This is a genomic window from Pontibacter sp. SGAir0037 (assembly GCF_005491705.1).
Classification (GTDB): Bacteria; Bacteroidota; Bacteroidia; order Cytophagales; family Hymenobacteraceae; genus Pontibacter.
Genome location: NZ_CP028092.1, coordinates 5136181 through 5158446, shown reverse-complemented (window position 1 = coordinate 5158446; position 22266 = coordinate 5136181). Strand labels below are relative to the sequence as shown.

The 22266-nt window shown below is 46.0% G+C and carries 20 protein-coding genes; 12 read left to right on the top strand and 8 right to left on the bottom strand.

Going from position 1 to position 22266, the window contains the following annotated elements; genetic code table 11:
- Positions 1 to 147 precede the first annotated feature (147 nt).
- A complete protein-coding gene (locus tag C1N53_RS21405; RefSeq protein ID WP_137761236.1) occupies positions 148 to 1143 on the bottom strand; it encodes a zinc-binding dehydrogenase in 996 nt (331 codons plus the stop codon).
- Positions 1144 to 1268: 125 nt separating this feature from the next.
- Between C1N53_RS21405 and C1N53_RS21400 the strand changes: the two genes are divergently transcribed.
- Positions 1269 to 1772, top strand: coding sequence for a GNAT family N-acetyltransferase (locus C1N53_RS21400; RefSeq protein ID WP_137761235.1), 504 nt, complete (start codon positions 1269 to 1271; stop codon positions 1770 to 1772).
- A 116-nt stretch (positions 1773 to 1888) separates the two neighbouring features.
- Positions 1889 to 2653 carry a peptidylprolyl isomerase gene (locus C1N53_RS21395; RefSeq protein ID WP_137761234.1) on the top strand — a complete coding sequence of 255 codons (765 nt, stop codon included), beginning with the start codon at positions 1889 to 1891 and terminating at the stop codon, positions 2651 to 2653.
- Between the two features lie 33 nt (positions 2654 to 2686).
- Here the strand turns inward: C1N53_RS21395 and C1N53_RS21390 are convergent, their stop codons facing one another.
- Both C1N53_RS21390 and C1N53_RS21385 read right to left on the bottom strand, forming a co-directional pair.
- On the bottom strand, positions 2687 to 3382 hold the full coding sequence (locus tag C1N53_RS21390) for a TIGR04283 family arsenosugar biosynthesis glycosyltransferase (RefSeq protein WP_137761233.1): 696 nt from the start codon (positions 3380 to 3382) through the stop codon (positions 2687 to 2689).
- A gap of 212 nt (positions 3383 to 3594) precedes the next feature.
- Positions 3595 to 6057 carry a prolyl oligopeptidase family serine peptidase gene (locus C1N53_RS21385; RefSeq protein ID WP_137761232.1) on the bottom strand — a complete coding sequence of 821 codons (2463 nt, stop codon included), beginning with the start codon at positions 6055 to 6057 and terminating at the stop codon, positions 3595 to 3597.
- Between the two features lie 244 nt (positions 6058 to 6301).
- Between C1N53_RS21385 and C1N53_RS21380 the strand changes: the two genes are divergently transcribed.
- Together C1N53_RS21380 and C1N53_RS21375 are read left to right on the top strand one after the other, a co-directional pair.
- Positions 6302 to 7864, top strand: coding sequence for a M20/M25/M40 family metallo-hydrolase (locus tag C1N53_RS21380; RefSeq protein ID WP_137761231.1), 1563 nt, complete (start codon positions 6302 to 6304; stop codon positions 7862 to 7864).
- A gap of 202 nt (positions 7865 to 8066) precedes the next feature.
- Positions 8067 to 8348 (top strand): (2Fe-2S) ferredoxin domain-containing protein, encoded by a 282-nt coding sequence (locus C1N53_RS21375; RefSeq protein WP_137761230.1) that lies wholly within the window; start codon positions 8067 to 8069, stop codon positions 8346 to 8348.
- Between the two features lie 63 nt (positions 8349 to 8411).
- Here the strand turns inward: C1N53_RS21375 and C1N53_RS21370 are convergent, their stop codons facing one another.
- The 4 genes from C1N53_RS21370 to C1N53_RS21355 form a co-directional block, all read right to left on the bottom strand.
- Positions 8412 to 8948, bottom strand: coding sequence for a ferritin (locus C1N53_RS21370; RefSeq protein WP_137761229.1), 537 nt, complete (start codon positions 8946 to 8948; stop codon positions 8412 to 8414).
- Between the two features lie 263 nt (positions 8949 to 9211).
- The gene (locus C1N53_RS21365) at positions 9212 to 9571 is read right to left on the bottom strand and encodes a hypothetical protein (protein ID WP_240773326.1); all 360 of its coding nucleotides are present in this window, start codon (positions 9569 to 9571) and stop codon (positions 9212 to 9214) included.
- Positions 9572 to 9666: 95 nt separating this feature from the next.
- Positions 9667 to 10410 (bottom strand): LytTR family DNA-binding domain-containing protein, encoded by a 744-nt coding sequence (locus C1N53_RS21360; RefSeq protein WP_137761227.1) that lies wholly within the window; start codon positions 10408 to 10410, stop codon positions 9667 to 9669.
- 14 nt (positions 10411 to 10424) lie between these two features.
- Complete coding sequence (locus C1N53_RS21355) at positions 10425 to 11534, bottom strand: sensor histidine kinase (RefSeq protein ID WP_137761226.1); 1110 nt, start codon at positions 11532 to 11534, stop codon at positions 10425 to 10427.
- Between the two features lie 262 nt (positions 11535 to 11796).
- Between C1N53_RS21355 and C1N53_RS21350 the strand changes: the two genes are divergently transcribed.
- The gene (locus tag C1N53_RS21350) at positions 11797 to 12375 is read left to right on the top strand and encodes a DUF1579 family protein (RefSeq protein WP_137761225.1); all 579 of its coding nucleotides are present in this window, start codon (positions 11797 to 11799) and stop codon (positions 12373 to 12375) included.
- Positions 12376 to 12454: 79 nt separating this feature from the next.
- On the opposite strand, the gene C1N53_RS21345 is transcribed toward C1N53_RS21350, so the two are convergent.
- Positions 12455 to 12790 (bottom strand): MGMT family protein, encoded by a 336-nt coding sequence (locus tag C1N53_RS21345; RefSeq protein ID WP_137761224.1) that lies wholly within the window; start codon positions 12788 to 12790, stop codon positions 12455 to 12457.
- 240 nt (positions 12791 to 13030) lie between these two features.
- Here C1N53_RS21345 and C1N53_RS21340 point away from each other — a divergent pair, with 240 nt between their 5' ends.
- From C1N53_RS21340 to C1N53_RS21310, 7 genes are all read left to right on the top strand, one after another.
- Complete coding sequence (locus C1N53_RS21340) at positions 13031 to 14107, top strand: efflux RND transporter periplasmic adaptor subunit (RefSeq protein WP_137761223.1); 1077 nt, start codon at positions 13031 to 13033, stop codon at positions 14105 to 14107.
- Positions 14108 to 14356: 249 nt separating this feature from the next.
- Positions 14357 to 17452 carry an efflux RND transporter permease subunit gene (locus C1N53_RS21335; RefSeq protein ID WP_137761222.1) on the top strand — a complete coding sequence of 1032 codons (3096 nt, stop codon included), beginning with the start codon at positions 14357 to 14359 and terminating at the stop codon, positions 17450 to 17452.
- 51 nt (positions 17453 to 17503) lie between these two features.
- On the top strand, positions 17504 to 18850 hold the full coding sequence (locus C1N53_RS21330) for a TolC family protein (protein ID WP_137761221.1): 1347 nt from the start codon (positions 17504 to 17506) through the stop codon (positions 18848 to 18850).
- Positions 18851 to 19081: 231 nt separating this feature from the next.
- Entirely contained in the window at positions 19082 to 19795 is a 714-nt protein-coding gene (locus tag C1N53_RS21325; protein ID WP_240773325.1) for a ferritin-like domain-containing protein, read from the top strand.
- Between the two features lie 12 nt (positions 19796 to 19807).
- Complete coding sequence (locus tag C1N53_RS21320) at positions 19808 to 20608, top strand: ferritin-like domain-containing protein (protein WP_137761220.1); 801 nt, start codon at positions 19808 to 19810, stop codon at positions 20606 to 20608.
- Between the two features lie 267 nt (positions 20609 to 20875).
- Positions 20876 to 21430 carry a sigma-70 family RNA polymerase sigma factor gene (locus C1N53_RS21315; protein WP_240773324.1) on the top strand — a complete coding sequence of 185 codons (555 nt, stop codon included), beginning with the start codon at positions 20876 to 20878 and terminating at the stop codon, positions 21428 to 21430.
- Positions 21423 to 22265, top strand: coding sequence for an anti-sigma factor domain-containing protein (locus C1N53_RS21310; protein WP_137761219.1), 843 nt, complete (start codon positions 21423 to 21425; stop codon positions 22263 to 22265). Before C1N53_RS21315 ends, C1N53_RS21310 begins: the two co-directional genes overlap by 8 nt.
- Position 22266: the final 1 nt, after the last annotated feature.

Below are 22266 nucleotides of genomic sequence, written 5' to 3'. Positions count from 1 at the left end.
AATGATGCATTATGAATTAGAAATTATGAATGGGCGATAAGCATAAGCACTATGCCAGAGCAACTTAATTACCAGCATAGGGCTCGCTCAAGCCGAGCATGAAATAAAGGCAGCTTTCATAATTTCTAATTCATAACTTCTAATTTATCAAGGCTTTACCACAATCTTTCCAAACTGCTTACCAGCTTCCATGTAACGCATGGCCTGCTCGGTTTCTTCTAACGGAAAAATCCGGTCTACGACAGGTTTGATTTTCTTCTCTTTTACAAAGTTCACCATCGCTGCAAAATCTTCGTTGGTGCCCATGGTGCTACCATAAATTGCCAGCTGCTTCCAGAATATCTCCGCCGGGTTTAATTGGCCTATCTTACCAGTAGTGCCGCCATACATACCAATACGTCCTCCAGGGTTGGCCAGCTTTACCAGCTGCACAAAGCCTTCTCCTGCAGCACCGTCTATCATCACATCAAAGCCACCGGCTCTCGCCTTTAACTCTTTGCCCCAGTTCTCGCTCTTGTAGTTGATACCATCTGTTGCCCCCAGCGCTTTTGCCTTTTCAATTTTTTCGTCAGAACCGGACGTTACCCATACTTCGGCACCAGCTGCTACGGCAAACTGTACTACAAACAAGGCAACCCCGCCTCCTGCACCAGTTACCAGCACCTTTTCCCCCTGCCTCAGTCCGCATTTTGTAAACATGGCCCGATATCCAGTAACGCCTGCCAGTGGCAGAGAAGCCGCTTCCTCGAAGCTCAGGTGTTCCGGTTTTACATGTATATTAGATGCTTTTACCCGCACATATTCTGCAAAGGCCCCATCTTCGGGCATGCCTAATACCTTATAGTCTTTCCCGTGGGCCCGTTCATTATTCCCCCAGTCAGACGAGGGGTCTAGTATCACCTCCTGCCCTATCCACTGCGCATCTACACCTGCTCCCACCTCTGTTATAATACCTGCTCCGTCAGAACCAAGTATAGCCGGATACTCTTTTGTAAAATAGCGGCCATGCTGTATCCACACATCCCGATGATTGAGTGCAGCTGCTTTTACCTGCACTATAACCTCGCCGGAACCGGGCAAAGGCTTTTCTTTATCAATAAGTACAAACGGCGTGTTGATGTTTTCAAGGTAAATGGCTCTCATGTTTTTGCTTTGGTTGTAGTCCCCCATACGTACAAATATATCATTTTGCTGAAATTGCAGCCAGCCACTTTCGTATTTGCTTTTTGAGCGGCAGGCTCTATCTTGCACCCTTTGCCTGAAAAACCATGGAAAATAACTATACTATAAGAGAAGCCTCTACAGCCGATGTTCCCACTATTAACGCACTAGCCGAAGCAATCTGGGAGCCTACCTACAGCAGCATTCTAAGCAAAGAGCAGATAGACTATATGTTCGAAGTAATTTATACGGCTGAGGCATTGCAGCAACAGATGCAGGAAGGGCAAACGTTTCTGCTTATGTACCTACAGGAACAACCGATTGGCTTTGCGGCATTTTCAGAGAAATATCCGGACGAAAAGGTGTATAAACTGAATAAAATCTACCTGCTGCCCTCCTGCCAGGGCAAAGGACTTGGCTTTGAGCTTATTTCAGAAGTAGAGCAGGTAATACAGAGGCGAGGTGGCCGTATACTGGATTTAAATGTAAACCGCTACAACAAAGCGAAGGATTTTTATGAACGGTGTGGCTATCAGGTACACCAGGAAGAGGATATACCGATCGGCCCTTATTGGATGAATGATTATATCATGCGGAAACAGCTGGTTTAGTTGCGCGATAGCGCTAAAATAGGCCTTAAACAGCTCCCTTACTGCCGCCAAAAGCAAATAAAGTGGAGAATATAGAGAAGTTTACTTAAATTCGGGATAAGGTAAATGATAGATCTATGATTAAAACAAAACATCTGCTTTCAAAAATTTACTATATCCCGCTGGCCTTCTGTTCGGTTGTTATTATCTCCTGTAACCAAAACACATCTGATAACAAAGGCGAGGCGGCAACAACCAAAGAGCCTGTACTTCACGAATTAACCTCTGAAACAGCCATAGACACCTTAACTGCATTTGGAGCACAAAACAACGACAGTATTGCGGTCATCAGCACGAGGCTCGGAGACATGAAGGTACGCTTATTTAAAGATACGCCACTTCATAGGGCAAATTTTGTGAGACTTACCAAATCCGGCTATTATAACCAGGGAGAATTTTTCCGGGTAGTGGAGGGCTTTGCCATTCAAGGAGGCGACTCTGATAACAGAACAATGAAACAGGGCTCCTACCGCATTCCTCAGGAAGTAACGCCTGCTCATATTCACAAAAAAGGTGCGTTGGCCATGGCCAGGTATGGCGACGAAAGAAATCCGGAAAAAGAATCTTCGTCCAACAATTTTTACCTGGTACAGGGCAAGGTGCGCACACTCGACGAAATCCGGGCTTATGAAGCACAGAAGAATATCAAATATACGCCTGAACAAATAGAAGCTTATACAACCATTGGTGGAGAGCCAAGCCTGGACCAGGAATACACTGTGTTCGGAGAGGTAATAGAAGGCATTGAGGTGATTGATAAAATTGCCGCAGAGCCTGTTACCTCACAGAACTGGCCGCAAGAAATTGTGAAGCACCAGATCAGAATTACCAATAAATATTAATTACATTTTTGCAAAAGCTGTTAGGCCGGCCAGTTAGCTGCTTCTACCTAACAGCTTTTTGTATAAACGTACCAACCCTGGCTGCGACCAACCCAGGCGGTAAAGCGTGTAAATGAGGTAGTAAATAGCCTGCAACCGGATAACCCCCTGTTGCCGGTATTTTCTGGCAGAGGTTACAACAGCAGCCTTTAGTACAGTAAATTTGCCGAGCTTCTTGAGTCGCTTTATGATTTCCTGATCTTCGAGCAACAGGTGCTTTTCATCAAAGCCACCTGCTACACTAAATGCCACTCTTTCCACAAAAAGGCTCTGATCCCCGAAGCGAATCGCATCTACATCAAACCGGGTAAACCAGGCATTGAGCCGCAGAAACCAATGCCTGTCGTCGAACTTTAACCGGAAGCAGCCACTTTTATAGCCCTTGCCTATGCTTTCTGTTATCAGCTTGTAAAAATCAGGAGAAGGATAAGTATCAGCATGCAGAAAATAAAGTACGTCTCCGGTGGCAGCACGAGCACCGGCATTCATCTGCACGGCTCGTCCTTTTGCCCCGCAGCTCACAACACGGGCACCGGCTGCCTCTGCCTGAGCTACGGTCTGATCCAGGCTTCCACCATCTGCCACAATAATTTCGGCGGATTGCGCGCTAAGGCACTGCCTCAGGTAATGCAATACTTCACCTATAGAGGCCTCTTCGTTAAGTGTAGGAATGATGATGCTAAGTTTCAAAGCGGTTTGTTAGAAGTTATTATCAGATTTAGCTTTTGGAGTACGCAAACACACCTGAATCTAGCTTAGTTACCTGTATCTTTTTGAGCCATGATTCAGGTTCTAAGTTATAGCAAACCAGGTGAAACGCAAGGAGGCAGGTTTACCTAAAAAATCAGCCCGGATTCTTGGCAGAACCCGGGCTGATAGCGAATATCTCAATCGGATAACGATTACTGTACCGGCTTATTCTTTACATAGGTGTCCAGCCAGGTATCCATCTCCCAGAGCATGTGCATAATTGATTCTTTGGCAGCATAACCATGGCTTTCGTGTGGCAGGAACACCAGTCTGGCCGTGGCGCCATGTCCTTTTAAAGCATTATAAAAACGCTCGCTCTGAATCGGGAAAGTACCGGAGTTATTATCGGCCTCCCCGTGCAGCATCAGAATAGGTGTTTTCACTTTATCGGCATAAGAAAATGGCGACATACGGAAATACACCTCCGGCGCCTCCCAGTAAGACCGCTCTTCCTGCTGGAATCCAAAAGGCGTAAGCGTGCGGTTATAAGCGCCACTACGGGCTATACCGGCAGCAAACAGGTCAGAATGAGCCAACAGGTTTGCCGTCATAAAGGCTCCGTAAGAATGGCCACCTACCGCAATACGCTTCGGATCGGCTACTCCCATACTTACAACTTTATCGATTGCTGCCTTGGCACTGGCTACTAACTGCTCTACATAGGTATCGTTAGGTTGCGCATTGCCTTCACCCACTATAGGCATATCGGTTCTGTCTAAAACTGCATAGCCTTGCAGTACCCAGAATAAAGGAGAACCCGAACTGATGCGCGTAAACTCGTAAGGTGAACTTTTTACCTGGCCTGCAGCAGCTGCATTCTTAAATTCGCGCGGGTAAGCCCACATCAGCATCGGAAGCGGCTTATCTCCTTTCTTGAAGTCTTTTGGCAAGTATAAAACGGCTGTGAGTTTTACCCCGTCGTTACGCTCATACTGCAGCATCTCTTTCTGTACCCCCTGCAGCTGCGGTGTAGGGTGCGGGAAATTCGTGACCTGTGTCAGCTGCTTTTTGTTCAGGTCGCGCACAAAGTAGTTCGGTACATCATTTTCAGATTCTCTCCTGGTAATAATGCGCCTGCTGCTCAAGTCAATAATATCAACAGGCCGTTCATAATAAGGTGCTTCTGAACGGAAGAGTATCTTCGCTTTTTTAGACTTCAGATTAAACTCGCTCAGGAACGGACGGTTGCCTTCCGGAGACCCTCCTTCGCTGATCATGTAAATGTTTTCACCTTTCTTATCCGTTAAAAGCACACTGCGCCCGAACTGGTTTTTGGTATACACAGGGCTGCCCGGATCGTTATAGCCATCTTCGTAAGAGCGCTCAATAAGCACAACCGGTGCTTTGGCAGGAGTGGCAGGGTTTATCATAGACACGCGCTCTGTGCGGTCTTTCCACCAGCGCTCGTTTAGCAGAGCTACATTATTGCCCCACTGCATGCCTCTGTAGCGGAATTTTGTAGCGGCAAGCCTTGCAGGCTTAGAGGTAAAAGGTGCATCCAGGGTGAAAACTATATCACGTTCTGCCACCTCCTTGCTTGGATCGCCTCCGTCCTGCGCTTCTGCCCAGTACAGGCTGGCAGGTTTGTCAGGCCGCCAGTTATAGTTACGGGGTCCTTTTGCCACGGCATCAAAGGCAATAGGAATATCTTCTGCAAGCGGTAGCTGTGCCAGCTGCTTCACCACTTTACCATCCCGGCTCCATACTTCCACGTTGTAAGGGAAGTAGTAGGAAGGCACAAGGTAAGAATAAGGTTTCCGGATAGTTTCCACAAGTAGGTACTGCCCGTCCGGCGATACATCTGCACTTCTGATCACAGCTGCGGTGCCGACGTTCTGCTGCTTGCCATCTAAGGAAACCAGTTTTAGCTGCGTCTGCATAAAATAATCGAACAGCTGCTCATCGTAGCGGTTCTTCAGCAGGTCCTGGTAAGTACGAGAAGGGTTTGCTTTGCCTATGTTCTGCTGAATATTAGGGCCAGCAGGCACCAGATTTGGCTTAGGCATTTCGCCCCTGTTCTCATCCACACACTTTACCAGCAAAGCTTTGCTATCCGACATCCAGGAAAAAGGGCGGCCACTATAAGCATCATTTACAGTAGCTTCTGTTAATTTTTTTGCTTGCCTGTTGGCAACGTCAGCCATCCAGAGCTCTATTCCGTTTGCTTTGGTTACCGTAAAGGCAATCTGCTTTTCGTCAGGCGACCAGGTAACATAGGAGATCTGGGCATTCTGCGGCAGGCCGTTTACCTGAAACTCCTGCCCACCGTTTACCTGCTTTACTTTAATGTTGTTGATAAAAGAGGCACGGCTTTGGCCATTTGTGGCCGGGTTGATACGCAAACCTGCCAGGCGGCTTTCCGGCTGCGCCAGTTCCTCCAGGCTGGGATAACCGGCTCTTTCCAGCAGGAGTATCAGATCACCTTTCGCATTCATACTAACAGAAGGCGTAGACGGTGCATCGATGATAGCTGCCATGGCTTCCGGTGGGCGTTGATAACCAATGTCGGTGCCCTGCTTCGTTTGTGCCTGCAGTACAGAGGGTCCACTACCCAGCAGTAACAGGCACAGCAACGATGAAGTCAGTCGTTTTGAGGCTGCAAGTTTAAGAGGCATAATTGTTTATAGGTTTAGTTAGATAAGGTAAGTACTTCTTAGATGAGACTCCAGCAGTTTGGTTTAACCGGATGCCCATTTTTTATGAAAGTATAAAAAAACACCCGGTTTAGATAAAAATACCTTTATATATTTAGCCTCTCCATTAAACTTTACAATATTTGCACTGTCTATACTATAAAAGTAAGGGGTACCCTCGAATAAAATTGCTAAACTATCTATTCTCTACCTTAACCAAATCATTATGACGAGAAAACCATTGTTTCTCCTTTTACTCCTTCTTCAGTTTGCGCTGGCTACCCAGGCACAGCAGGAAACTGTCGATATGGAAGTAGTTAACCGCATTAAGAAAGAAGGCTTTGAAAATTCCAAAGTAATGGAAACGGCCTTTTACCTGACAGATGTAAACGGCTCCCGCCTGTCAGGCTCCAGCGGCCTGATGCGTGCCAACAACTGGACTAAGAATAAGCTGGCTGAATGGGGGCTGAAGAACGCTCACCTGGATGAATGGGGCGAATTTGGCCGTGGCTGGGAATTTGAGAAATCATATGTTGCCATGACAGCGCCTTACTACCAGCACTTAGTGGCTACGCCGAAAGCATGGACACCTGGCACCAATGGTTTACTGAAAGGTGAAGCTGTGCTGGTGAAAGTGGAAAAAGAAGAAGACTTTGCTCAGTATAAAGGTAAGCTGCAAGGTAAAGTTGTGTTAATGCCGCTGCCACGCGAAGCAAAGACTACTTTCGAAGCAGACGCCCAGCGTTATACAGATGAAGAATTAGCAAAAATGGCTGCTGCTACCCTGGAACAAGGAGGCCGGCCAGGAGGCGACAACAGCCGTTACGAAGCTTACCGTGCCATGATGCAACTGCGTGCCAAGGTAAGTGAACTGATTAAAGCAGAAGGTGCTGCGGCTGTGCTAAGTACCCGCGGTGGAACGCACGGTACCCATTTCACCAGCAATGGCGCCCCTTATGCTGTAGATGCTGCACCAGCGCTACCCGAACTTGAGATGGGCCTCGAAGATTATGGCCGTATGGTACGCTTACTGGAAGCAGGCCAGAAAGTAGCGGTTGAGCTGGAAACCAAAACGAAATTTCTGGAGAGCGACCTGAAAGGCTATAATGTAATTGCTGAGATTCCGGGCACCGACAAGAAACTGAAGGATGAAGTAGTAATGCTTGGCGCTCACCTGGACTCCTGGCATGCTTCTACCGGTGCTACCGATAATGCGGCAGGTGTTGCCGTGGTAATGGAAGCCATTAGAATATTACAGGAACTAGGCCTTAAACCAAAGCGTACCATCCGAATTGCACTTTGGGGCTCGGAGGAGCAAGGGTTGTTTGGCTCAAGAGGCTACGTAAAGAAAACTTTTGGCGATCCGGCCACTATGAAGCTGACAAAAGCACATGAGAAATTTGCCGGCTACTATAACTTAGATAACGGCACCGGTAAGATTCGCGGCATCTATACCCAGAGCAACGAGGCTGTTATTCCGATCTTTGAAGCTTTGCTGGCGCCATTCCACGAAATGGAAGCTAAAACTGTAACAGTACGCAACACAGGTGGCACTGACCATCAGTCTTTCGACGCCCTGGGTTTGCCGGGCTTCCAGTTTATACAGGACCCGATAGACTATAATACGCGCACGCACCACACCAATATGGATAGCTTTGAGCGCCTGCAGGCAGACGATCTGAAACAAGCGTCTGTTATTATGGCTACATTTGTTTACCACACTGCCATGCGCGATAAAAAGTTGCCACGCAAAGAACTCCCTAAGCCAAGAACAGCTTTAAACAATTAATTTCCCTCACATTAAAATGCCTGGTTATCGTCCGATAGCCAGGCATTTTATTTTTAACGGGCATAGAGAGGCAGTGGAACAGATTGCTTAGCCAAAGAACATTTCATCAAATTCAGCTAAAACAGCTAACTTGCCAGCCACTATTGTAACTATTTCTCCTATTTTATACTTTATAGAGGTATAGCAAAGTACAAACTATTTCATGAGCAAAGCTTTTAAGACACCCGAGAAGGTAATATATGTGTGCACCGGCAGCAAATGCAAAAAGAAAGGCGGGAAAGACATTGGCAAAGCGCTTCGATCGATGATTAAAGACATGGGATTAAAAGACCAGGTAGAAATTATAAAAACCGAATGCACCGACCGCTGCGATTATGCCCCTGTTATGAGTTTTCAGCCTGACAATGTATGGCTGAAACAGACGACAGAGTTCGAGGCCAAACAGGCGTTCCAGAACCATATTTTAAACAAACCTAACCCATAAAAACAGGAATCCCCGGCTGCTGATGCAGCCGGGGATTCCTGTTTAACAAAGCTATACTTTCGCTTAATCTTCGTACGTATCTTCGTATTTGATTTTGGGTACACGCTTATCAATCTCATACTGCCCTGTACCTTCTTCACCGATTATTTCGAATAACTCCAGGGCACGACGTGCTACATACTCTTCTTCGATCTGCTCTTTCAGGAACCACTGCAGGAACGAGAATGTAACATAATCTTTTGCTTTCATGCACGTATCAGCTATTCTGTTGAAAGACTGCGTAACAGCTATCTCCTGCTGTAGAGCCTGCTCAAACACGCTTCTGAAAGTATCAAACTCAACCTGCACACCAGTAACATCTGGCGACACCGCGCGTCCGCCCATATCTGAAACAAACTTAAACAGGCGCAGCATGTGTTCCCGCTCTTCGTCCGACTGCTTTTTAAAGTAGCCGGCGCTAAAATCGAATCCGTTACGATCGCACCAGCTCGACATGGCCAAGTACATTGCAGAAGCATCCGCTTCCATCTTGATCTGGTCGTTTAATATTTTCTCTATTTCCTCTGTAAGGGAGGTTCTAAGTCTTAATAAATCTTTCATAACAATATAGATAAGAAGGTTGGTTTGGGTCAAATTTATAAACCGAAAATGGCAGTGGCTTACTACCATAGCTAGTCATTTATACTTACTACCAATTTACCTAATTGTTTTGAAAAACCGCGAAAGCAGCAAAATTTGGAAGAAATCTAAATAAAAAGAAGCTGTTAGGACAGCTTCCGAGAGAGGATAAAACAGTACCTGCAGCTACTGTTTTTACTAAGAAAAATTTCCAGTTAAAAGAGCCGTAACTACTACAAGAACGCTTAGGCCATAACCGGGTTTAAGAGTTCGTGCAGCATGCTGTTAATCTCCAGCATCGCCTTGGCTCCTGCTAAAAGTTCTTTCAGAGCAATAATATCTGCCAGGGCTAAAATATACACACGCTCACATCCGACAGGATAAATAATTTCAAAATCTGAGAAACGGTCTGTACTGCTGGCCATGGCAACCAGGTCGATACGATCTACTATCTTCTTCAGGCGCAGAAAAGCTTCAACTTTGAAAGGAGTAACCGTTCCATCGAACTGCAGCAGAAGGCGGTTTTTATAATCGCATTGAAGAACAGCACCTGATGCTGTACTAAACACTTCCGAAAAGGCAACTTTGTTTTCTGTAGCTATCATGTCTCTCATCAACTGACACAAATGTATAGCTTGTTTAGAATTAGTCCAAATTAAACAAGTGTTTTTTTAGATTAATTCTAATTAAGAACAAAGCCCTAAGCTTCCAGCAGGTTATTTTGGTTCAGTACCTGCAGCACCTCATTTTTATAGAAGCGGCCAATAGGTATTTCGCTTTTGCCAACCTCTACCACGGAGGCCGAAAAGGCTTGTATCTTCTCGATAGACACAATAAAAGAGCGGTGAATGCGCAGGAATTTATCGGCAGGTAATCGTTCTTCCAGAAAGCTGATTTTCTGGTAAGAAATGATTTCTTTTGTTTCTGTCTTCACCCTGATATAGTCTTTCAGGCTTTCAATATAAAGGATATCTGCCAGCTTTACTTTCACCATTTTCTTATCTGCTTTTAGATAAATGAACGCATCGCTGCCACTTAAGCCGGCCTCAGTACTGACACCTGCAACGGCTGCAAGACTGGCAACAGGCTGCGCCTGTTCTGTTACTTTATTTATTGCTTTCAGAAAACGATCGAAAGCAATTGGTTTAAGCAGGTAATCAACGGCATTTAGCTCATAGCCTTCTACGGCATAATCGCGGTAGGCGGTAGTAAAAATAACTTTAGGAGTGTAAGACAATGATTTCAGAAATTCGATGCCCGTCATTTTAGGCATCTGAATATCCAGGAAAAGTAAATCTACCTGCTGGTTCTGCAAAAAATTATAGGCTTCGATGGCATTGCTGCATCGGCCCACCAGTTCTAAATTATCCAGGCGCAGAATAAATGTTTCCAGCACATCCAGCGCCAGGGGCTCATCATCTATAATCAGGCAACGAATTTTCATGGCTTTTCCCTTATCTATTCATTTTCTAACGTTAATTCCAATCGAACCGCATAGCTTTCCGGCTCGTCTTCCACTTCTAAACTATACTGCCCTTCGTAAAGCAGGTCCAGGCGTCGCCTTACATTTTTTAAACCGATACCGGAAGCAATATCCTGCTTTTGCTGCTTTACAGCATTTTCATACTTACTGTTTTCTACCAGAAGCACCAGTTCCCCGTCCTGCACCTTCAGATCAATTCTGATCCAGGCATTGGCTGTTTCAGTGCTTACACCATGTTTAAAGGCATTCTCAATAAAAGGCAGCAACAGCATCGGGGCTATTTTCAAACCCGCCATACGGCCTGTTTCTGTATAACTTATATCCACCCTATCCGCATAACGGATCCGTTCGAGCGAAAGATAGTTTTGTATATAGTTCAGCTCCTTTTCCAGCGCTACTTTCGCCGCGGCTGCATCATAGAGCATATAGTCCATCAGGCCCGAAAGCTTTAGCACTACCTCCGGTGCAGTATCCGATTTCTTTAAGGTGAGAGAGTAAAGGCTGTTCAGGGTATTAAACAGGAAGTGCGGGTGTATCTGGCCTTTGAGGAACTGCAGTTCTGCTTCCAGCTTTCCTTTTGCCAGGTTTTGGGAAGCCTGCTGGTGGCGATACCAGTTCTTGAGCAGGTAGATAACAGCTGTAATGGCCACCACATAGTTAATATTCACAATATTCCGCACAAACCGATAGAGCGACATATTATCTTCTGTACAGGTGGTGGGGCAGATCAGCGGGTGGATAAGCAGGGGCATGAGCACATACTGCATGAGAGCCCCAATAGCTCCCATGAGCAAAAGCAGGTATACAAAGAACTCGAGGTGCTTTTTGCGGAGCAGGTAAACCGGCATCAGGTAGTACATATTAAAGTATACCAGCGCCATTTTAAACGGCAGTTCCACCAACTCCACCATAAAGGCATTGTAGTAGTCGTCTATATAGCTGCCATACAAAAGCCCGAAAAACGACACATACACAAACCAGAACAGCAAGTGCTGCAACAGCCTGTTTTGCGACAGTCCTTTTACCTGTGGCAAGGCCAAATCTCTGGCTTCCAACACCCTTACCGAACTCAGCTTTATCTCCATAAGCACAAAAATACAGATTCTCTTACTTAGCCCCTATTTCTGAAATATATTTTAGATAATAAGCAACCTCCTGCTGCTCATCGACATCTTTAGGTTGGTAAACAACAGTTAGTCTAGGAATATCCGGCATCCGGCTTTGTCTCTTCAGGGTTTGTCTAAAAGGCCAATCTGCTGTTAAATAAAGCCTTACTTTAGTATCGTTATCAGAGCAAATAACTGAATATCAGATAACAGCGCGACCAATACCTAAATACATAAAACCATGAAAAAAACAATTCTTTTCCTGCTGGCAGCGGTGCTGCTGGTATGGGCAGCTCCTCTGGCTCAGGCGCAATCAAGAAAAAGCCTCTCTGCTGACGAAGCCAACCAGCTTCTCCAAAAAATTACAGGTGCCTGGAATGTTGAGCTTTCTACCTGGAGCCCTAAGCACAGGCTAATGCTTAAAACAAAAGGCGATGCTAAATTTAATACGCCTTACCTGGGCAGTTATGTGCATGAGCAATTCAGCTACGGCATGCCGGATGGCAATACATTAGAAGGCGAATGCTTTATCAGCTACTCTACAAAACAGAAAAGATTTGAAATTGCCCAGGTAGATAATGCAGGAAAGAACATCATTTTAATGACAGGTGAATGGTTTCCGGAGTATAGAAGCATTGTTTTCAAACCTGTGGAAGGCTTAAATCATCAGGCCTACCATACAGAACCGGGCATGCAGTTCCGCTATATTTTCCTGGAAGACGGCTCCTTCTCTAAAATGATTCACAAAAGAAATGCCGATGGTGCCTATACACTGGCATCTTTATATCACTACGAATCAGCTACTGCGGCCAAGAAATAAGTTTTGACGACATGCAAAGCGTAGTGCCGGCTCCTGAGGCAGGAGCCGGCACTACGCTTTGCATGTATAGGCCTCCGGGCTACAGCAGCTCTTTGGCCGGATCCCAGAACAGGCGTTCAAAATCTACCACCTTTTCATTTTCTACCTGTACCCCCTCCTGCTCTAGGCGCTCCTGCATGGCGTTGGGTGCATCGAAGTGCTGCTTGCCGGTAAGCATTCCGTTGCGGTTTACCACACGATGCGCCGGAATCTTTGTAAAGGAGTGCGAAGCAATCAGAGCCCAACCCACCATTCTGGCCGATCCCTTCGAGCCAAGATAGCTCGCTATAGCTCCGTAAGAGGTTACCCGGCCCTTCGGAATCAGCTTTACCACCTCATATACATCTTCAAAAAAGTTCTTCTTATTTTCGCTCATAAATTATTTCAGAAAATCTTGTGAGGGCTTTTAAACTTCTTAGCCTGTCGTTTGTCTTACAATAGCACCTGTTTATAGCATAAGGCTTTGCTCAGCTTTAATATACCATAATAACGGTGTAACTTTAAACGGCATACGCTCCCATAACTACTCCTTGCCAACGGGGAATGTTTGGGGGCTTGATTTGGTTATAAAACTACAAACTAATTAGCGGTACCATACCTGTATTCAAACCTTTAAATGAACAAAACTGTTAAAATTTCCCTCATAGTGGTAGCTCTGGCTGCTCTTACCTACTTAATTGTTACCAAAGCGTTTCCCGGCAACGAACAACAACAAGCTGGTCCTGCAAATGGGCCGATGGCGCAGAAGGTAGCTGTAGATGTTTATGTGGTATCTCCTACTGCTTATCAGAATAAGATCACATCTACAGGTACTGTGCTTGCAAACGAGGAAGTGGAGCTTTTCAGTGAAGTAGCAGGCCGGGTAACGGGTATCAGTTTTGAAGAAGGAACCCGCGTACAGAAAGGCAAGCTTCTTTTAACAGTAAATGACCTGGAGATGCGGGCACAGCTCCAGAAGCTGGAATCGAACCAGAAGCTGTACCGCGATATGGAGGAAAGACAGCGCGTGCTGCTCGAAAAAGAATATATCAGCAGACAAGAGTATGACCAGGTAAGCAACCAGCTGGCTACAGCAACAGCCGACATCCGGGCGTTGAAAGCCACCTTAGACAAAGCCTATATACGCGCTCCGTTTGATGGCGTAATTGGCTTGCGCCAGGTAAGTGAAGGCAGCTACGTTACAGCTAATACACCTATTGCCCGCATTGTTGACATCAGCCCTGTAAAAATCGAATTTTCTGTTCCGGGCCGTTATGCACAGCAGGTAACAGAGGGCCAGAAGATAACCTTTACAACAGAAGGCGCATCGGAAGTTTACGAAGCTAATATATATGCCATAGATCCTAATATAGATCCGGCTACCCGTACTTTACGGGTACGGGCGCGCTACGAAAACAAGAAAGAAGAAGTAAAACCAGGTGCCTTTGTACGGGTTGAGCTCTCTTTAAAAGATGTGGACGATGCTATCCTGATTCCAACAGAATCGATTATACCGGAGGCTACAGGTCATAAAGTATTTTTAGCAAAAGGCGGCAAAGCTCAGCCTAAAATGGTAAAAATCGGGCAACGTTCCGAAACCATGATCCAGATTATGGAAGGTATTGAGCCTGGCGATACGATCATTAGCTCTGGAATTCTGCAGGCACGCCCCGGCTCCGACCTGAATATACGCAACGTGAGAACAGCAGAGTAAGCCCAACTTCCTGCAGGTAGTTTTTTATAGCTACTACAGGAGTAAATCAAAGTATATCACCCTGGGTAGTCGCTTGAAGGTTTTAGCAGTACTACCCACTCCACAGGACCAGGCTTGCAGATAATAGCCTGGGTTGATGATTGAAAAACAGATGAGAGGAGCCGCAGCCAGATATAATAAACTGGCATTAAGGCCTCTGTGACAGAAAGAGTAAAACCAGGTAAAAAAGCTGGTTCCGAGAAAGAAAATATGGCAAGTTTATCATCCATTAGTATAAGGCGCCCTGTACTGGCTATCGTAATGAGCATTACGATTATTGTATTTGGTTTGATCGGTATCACCTTCCTGGGTGTGCGTGAATATCCAAGCGTTGACCCGCCTATTGTAAACGTATCTACCTCGTATGCAGGAGCCAATGCAGAAACAATAGAATCAGAAATTACTGAACCGCTGGAGGAATCGATCAACGGTATAGCCGGTATCAGAACCCTAACCTCCTCCAGCAGCGAAGGCAACAGCAATATAACCGTTGAGTTTAACCTGGGTGTGGACCTGGAAGCAGCGGCCAACGATGTGCGTGACCGGGTTTCAAGGGCGCAGCGCCGTTTACCGGAAGATGCCGAGCCTCCTACCATTGCCAAAGCCGATGCGGATGCCAACCCCATTATCATGCTGGGTATCAGAAGCGAAACCCGCTCCCTGCTTGACCTTTCTGATATTGGAGCCAATGTTTTTAAAGAGCAGCTTCAGACCATACCTGGCGTAAGTGAGATCGCCATCTGGGGTGATAAGCGGTATGCAATGCGCCTTTGGATGGACCCGGACAAGCTTTCTTCGCTGCGGGTAACACCACTGGATGTACAGAACGCACTTGCACGCCAGAATGTGGAGCTGCCATCAGGTAGTATAGAAGGTGCTACGACAGAGCTTTCTGTTAGAACAATGGGCCGTATTTCTACGCCAGAAGAATTCAACAACCTTGTGATCAGGGAAGATGCTAACCGCCTGATCCGTTTCCGTGACATCGGGTATGCACAACTGGCCCCTGAAAACGAAAAAACGGTGCTACGCTACAATGGTGTGCCTATGATTGGAGTGGTTATTATTCCGCAGCCGGGCTCAAACCAGATCGAAATTGCAGATCAGTTTTACAAACGCTTGGAGCACATCAAAAAAGACATTCCGGAAGATCTGGACCTGATTATTGGCTTTGATAACTCCGAATATATTAAGGCTTCCATTGCAGAAGTAGAAGAAACGATCTACGTTGCGCTTGGACTGGTAATCATTATCATCTTCCTGTTCCTCCGCGACTGGCGCTCCACCCTTATTCCGGTTGTGGCGATACCGGTGTCGCTGGTCGGTTCTTTCTTTATCATGTACGTAATGGATTTCTCTATAAACGTACTAACATTGCTGGGTATCGTACTGGCCATTGGTCTGGTAGTAGACGATGCAATTGTAATGCTGGAGAACATTTATGCCCGCATCGAAGGTGGCGAAGAACCAATGAAAGCAGCTAAAAAAGGATCTGCTGAAATATACTTTGCCATTATATCCACTACCGTTGCCCTGGCTGCCGTGTTTATGCCGGTAGCGTTTCTCGAAGACACCACCGGCCGTTTGTTCCGGGAATTCGGTATTGTGGTAGCAGGCTCTGTTATTATTTCCTCTTTTGTATCGCTTACGCTTACGCCTATGATGTCGTCGCGTATGCTCAAGCGCAGGGAAAGACCCAACTGGTTCTACCGCAAAACAGAACCTTTCTTTAACACCTTAACCGATGGCTACCGCAGTAGCCTCGAAAGCTTTATGCAGGTGCGCTGGGTAGCATTTATCCTGATCGTGCTTTCGGCCGGTGCTATCTGGTGGCAGATCTCAACGCTGCAGTCTGAACTTACGCCTGAAGAAGACAGAGGAGGATTGCGTATTCAGGCAACCGGACCGGAAGGCGCATCTTTCGAGTTTATGGATCAGTATATGAATGAACTGTCGGCGTTGGTAAACGACTCTGTAAGCGGCATTGCCAGCATGACCACCATGACCAGGAACTCCAACTCCGGGTTTGTGCGCCTGCGCCTGGTAGATGCCAAAGACCGTACTAAAACGCAACAGCAGATAGTAGAGGAAGTGCCGGCCCTTATCAACCAGATACCCGGTGCAAGAGCTTTTGCCTCTGGCGACAAAGGCCTCGGCGGTGGCCGTGGCGCCGGCCAGCCGGTACAGTTTGTGGTGCAGTCGCAGAGCAGTGCTAAGCTTCGGGAAATAATTCCAGCTTTTCTGGATGCAGCACGTCAGGACCCCACCTTTAACTTCGTAGATGTAAACCTTAAATTTAACAAGCCGGAACTACGGGTAGAGATCGATCGTGAGAAAGCCATTTCGATGGGTGTAAGCGTACGGGATGTGGCCCAGACGATGCAGCTAGGCCTGAGCGGCCAGCGTTTCGGCTACTTTGTAAGAGGCGGTAAGCAGTATCAGATCCTGGGCCAGGTTGCCAGGGAAAACCGCAGCGAACCACTTGATCTAAGAAGCCTGTATGTCAGAAACAGCAACAATGAACTGATACAGTTGGATAACCTGATCGAGCTTACCGAAGAAAGTGCTTCTCCCCAAATTTATCGCTTTAACCGATTTGCAGCAGCTACTTTCAGTGCATCACTGGCCAAAGGTAAAACCATCAGCGATGGTGTGGAAGCCATGGATGCCATTGCTGATAAAGTACTGGATGAGACGTTCCAGACTTCTTTAACCGGGCAGTCAAGAGATTTCTCAGAGAGTTCGAACAGCTTATTATTTGCTTTCCTGTTAGCCTTAGGCTTAATTTACCTGGCACTGGCAGCACAGTTCGAAAGCTTCAGAGACCCAATCATTATTATGTTTACCGTACCGCTTGCGCTGGCCGGGGCGTTAATAAGCCTTTGGTATTTTGGGCAAACAATGAATATTTTCAGCCAGATTGGTATGATTATGCTGGTTGGTCTTGTTACGAAAAACGGTATCTTGCTGGTAGAATTTGCCAATCAGCGAAAAGAAGAAGGCCTTACCAAACTTGATGCAGCTGTTGACTCTGCTGTTTCACGTTTCCGGCCAATCCTGATGACGTCTCTTTCTACGATATTAGGTACACTGCCTATTGCATTAGCCTTGGGAGCAGGTTCCGAAAGCCGTGTTTCGATGGGTATTTCCGTAGTAGGCGGGCTTATTTTTGCCACGGGCCTTACGCTTTACATTATACCGGCCATTTACTCTTATTTCTCGTCGGCTAAGGCAAATATTATTGAGCAGGACGAAAAAGAAGCAAAAGAGGAAAAAAGAAAACCAGAACCAGCACTACAACACTAAGCTGCTGCAAAAAATAGCCTAAAATTAACTCGCGTTAGAAATAACCATTTGATGTCACCAATAAAAACAATAACGCTGCTCCTTATCGGAGCAGCATTACTTCTTCCAGGCAGCTTACTTGCACAAGAACACCTTACATTAGAACAGGCTATACGCATAGGCCTGGAAAGCAATTATGACATTCGCATTGTAAACAAGGAACAGGAAATTGCCGAAAACAATATCACACTTGGCAATGCAGGTTTCCTTCCTTCTGTCGACGGTCGGGTTACACAGGACTTTTCCAAAAACGACCTTCGCAACCAGTTCGAAAACAATGAACCCCGTATTGTGAACAACTCCACCACCAATGCCAGGAATGCCAGCATCTTATTAAACTGGACTGTTTTTGATGGTGGCCGTATGTTCATCAACTACGACCGCCTCAAAATGCTTGAAAGATCAGGAACCCTGTTCACAAGGGCAACTGTAGAAACTACGTTGGCTTCTATTACAAACGCATATTATGAAGTTGTACGACAGGCCCGAAAGATTAATTCTATTGAAGACGCCATAACTATTTCTGAGCAGCGCGTTAAAATAACTGAAGAACAGTATAATGTAGGCGTTAGTGCTAAGGTTGAAATACTAAGGGCGCAGGTAGATTATAACGCCGACAGATCGGAACTACTTACCCAACTGGAGCTCCTGCAAAATGCCAAAATCAATTTAAACCAGCTGCTGGGCCGTGATCCGAATACAGACTTCACAGTAGATGATTCCATTACAGTAAGCACAGACATGCAAATGGCAGCACTTAGCAGCCAGTCTGCAATTCATAACTCAAACCTGCAGCGCCTCCAGATAGAACGGAACATAGCGCTACAGGACGTACGCCTTGCAAGAGCGTTACGACTACCTACAATAGGTGTATCGGGCTCTTATGGTTATAACCGCTCCTTACAGGAACCTGCCACTTTTGGTAATACAGTAGGTACTAACGAAAGCCGAAGAATTGGTTTTAACTATGGTGCTGTACTCAGCTTCCCAATCTTTAACGGCTTTGAAATAAACAGGCAGGTACAAAATGCAGAGGTCCTACTACAATCTACTAATCTGGCATTTCAACAGGAACAAAACAGGTTGCAATCCGATATTGCAAGAGCCTATACCCGTTACACAAATAGGCTTGAGCTGCTGGCCCTGGAAGAGTCTAATTTAACACTTGCTCAGGAAAATGCCGACATTGCCTTAGAACGCTACAAATTGGGTTTACTTACAGCTATAGAGCTTCGCGAGGCACAACGAAACCAGCTTGTTGCCGAAAACCGCCTGATAGACATACAGTATGAAGCGAAGGCCGCTGAAACAGAATTGAAACGCATCAGCGGAATTCTGATACAGGAGACAAACAGGTAAAACAAAGAAATTTTCATCAAAAGCAGAAAAGGCACAACTGTATGTTGTGCCTTTTCTGCTTTTGATAGAGTATACAAAGCTTCTTTTACAGGCACGCTATTCCCGGTAATTTATTTTCTCGGCTCTAAATCCAGTTGTACATGACTGGTCGTAGGTCTTGTCAATCTACACAACGTTTCGGTTCGAGCAGCAGGTAGAGAAAAAAGAATATTCACATTCATCAACCAAACTATGGATAAACTTGATAAAATTCCGGAGCAAAATGAAAGCAGCTTCAAAGGTGTATTAACTGCCCCGATGCAGCGACGCAACTTCTTCCGGCTTGCAGGGGCCAGTGCTGCGACCGCAGCACTCCTGCTTGCCACCACCTCGTGCAACGACGACGATGCCATGCTACCCATCGATCCCGATACAGTAGATTTAGGTTCTGGCGACACTGGTATTCTTAATTATGCTTATGCGCTTGAACAATTAGAAGCGGCATTTTATACAGAGGTAGTTGCCCGGTCTCTGGGGCTGTTTAGCCAAACGGAGCAGCAGATCATGCAGGACCTTAAAGGCCATGAAACCATACACCGCGATTTCCTGAAAGCGGCTCTTGGAAGTGATGCCATAGCAGACCTGGAAGTAAACTTCAGCACCATCAACTTTAGCGACAAAAATGCTGTTCTGGCCACTGCCAAAACATTTGAAGACCTGGGAGTAGCTGCCTACAACGGAGCAGGCAAGCTTTTGAATAATGCTGGATTCCTCACCTTAGCAGGCAAGATTGTTTCTGTTGAAGCAAGACATGCAGCCGTTATCCGCGATCTCACATCCAACGGTACATTCTCTGATTCAGCTGACAACATGGGCTTTGACCCAGCACTGGCACCAGATGCTGTACTACAGGCTGCAGGTCCGTTTATCAAAACAAAAATTTCTGCTAACAACTTACCTAAATAAGGAGGACTTAAGATGAACATTTTCAAGATAATAGAAGATATAGAGAAAGTAGACGCAGAAGTATATACCCGTTTAGATTCTCGCAGAACAGTATTTAAGCACATGGGCAGCATGGGCAAAAAAGCAGCACTGGCAGCTATACCGTTAGCCCTTGGATCTGTTTTTCAGAAAGCTTACGGGCAGTCGAGCAATACGGTAGTGGATGTGTTAAACTTTGCCCTGAAACTGGAGTACCTCGAGCGTAACTTCTATACCCAGGGGCTTAATGCGAACGGCCTCATACCTGCAGGCCCGGGCAGGCAGGCTATCCAGACCATCCGCGACCACGAAGCTGCCCACGTAGACGCACTTATAGCTACCATCCGCCAGTTAAACGGCACACCTATTGCCGAACCTACCTTTAACTTTGGCAAGAACTTTTCGAACTGGAATACTGATTATGCCACTTTTCTTACACTGGCACAGGCATTTGAAGATACAGGTGTCAGGGCATATAAAGGTCAGGCCGATAAGCTCATCAGTAATGATGCAGTACTTACAGCTGCCCTTCAGATACATTCGGTAGAAGCACGACATGCTGCCCATATCAGGAGAATGCGCGAAAATAAAGGATGGATAGAAGGTGCAGCAGGCAATAGCAATGTACCTCAGAGTGCTGCTGCTGTTTATGCAGGAGAAGATAATGTTGCCCAAGGTGGAATTAACGATATTAAAACGCTTGGAAGCGGGTATACGGCAGCCATTGCAACAGGTGCTTTTGATGAGCCGCTTACAAAAGAACAGGTTGCAACCATTGTTTCGTTGTTTGAATAAACTACGCCACCTGTACATGGGAAGAGAGAAACTTTACAGTTTCTCTCTTTTTTATTATGTGCACCTTAGCCGCAAAATATCATAAAACTATCTGTAAATGAGGTAATTTAGCGCGACAGCTATGAGTAAACAGAATTTAATGGGTGTCAAGTTGCAGGTAGGTATCAGGTAAATAAAACATTTTAGACAAATAATAGTTAGAGGATTACTTCATACATTTCTTAATTTATAGTACTTTTCAGCATTACATTTGTAATAGTTTATACTTTGTTGAACGAACCTATTCAAAAAGCCAGCGAAGAAGAGCTGATCTCCCGCTTACATGCACGGGATGCTTCTGCTATGACAGTGTTGTACGACATGTACAGCGCTACTTTATATGGTGTAGTTTTGCAAATAGTAAAAGTAGAAGAAGTAGCAGAGGATGTGCTGCAGGAGGCCTTTGTTAAAATCTGGAATTCATTTCCGAGTTATGATCCTACAAAAGGAAGACTCTTTACCTGGATGATCAATATCTGCAGAAACCAGGCAATAGATAAGGTTCGATCCAAAGAATATCGTGTCAGAGGCTTATCGGACGAGCTACCCGAAAGAAGTAAACCTGGTTTTGTTACCGAAGCAATTAAGCCGGAGCACATTGATGTTCGGGCAATTGTAGAAAGCCTTAGCCCTGAGCAAAAACAAGTGATCGACCTTATGTACTTCGAAGGATTTACACAAAGTGAGATTGCCGAAAATTTCAACATCCCTTTAGGTACTGTTAAAACAAGGGCACGTAGTGCTATAAAAGTGTTATCAAGATTATTCAAAGGCCGTGCATAACGACGAAGACTACATAGCATCTGGCGTTTTAGAGGTTTATGCAGCAGGAGGACTCACCCCAGCTGAACAGGAGGAGGTAGAGAAACGCGCCGCCACATCACCAGCCATCCGGGCTGCGCTTGATGAGGCATGCACTGCTATGGCCGCCTATGCACAACAGCATGCGGTACAGCCAAGGCCAGCACTACGGCAAAAAGTTCTCGCCCAGTTCGAAACCGGCTTCCAAGCAATAAATACACCTGTAAGCCAGGCAGAAGATACTCCTTCCAGGCCTTTTGTTTATTCCGAAGAAAAAGAAGCTTCTCCTTATAAATGGATGCTGGCAGCCAGTATAACGCTTTTTTTATTATCAGGCTTCCTGAGCTATCATTTCTATACAAAATGGCAGCAGGCAGAGGAAAAATTAGCACTTGCAGTTGCCTCAGAGCAGCGCCTTGCGTCTAACTTCGAAGCGGTATCGCTGCAGGTTCAGGAGCAACAAGAAGCGCTTGCCGTTCTTCGGAATCCGGAATTTAAGCAGGTACAGTTACAGGGGCTTGAGTCGAATCCCACTGCACATATGCTTGTATACTGGAACCAGGCAAGCCAGCAAGTATACATCGATTTAGTAAACTTGCCTGCGCCACCGCCTGATAAGCAGTACCAACTATGGGCCTTACACAACGGGACTCCCATCGATGCAGGCATGATCAGCCATATGGGCAAAGAAGCTCAGATTCAGCAGATGAAGAACATAGGCGCTGCTCAGGCCTTTGCCGTTACCTTAGAGCCAGTTGGCGGCAGCCCAAGCCCTACACTGGAAAACCTAACGGTAATGGGAGAAATAAAGTCTTAAT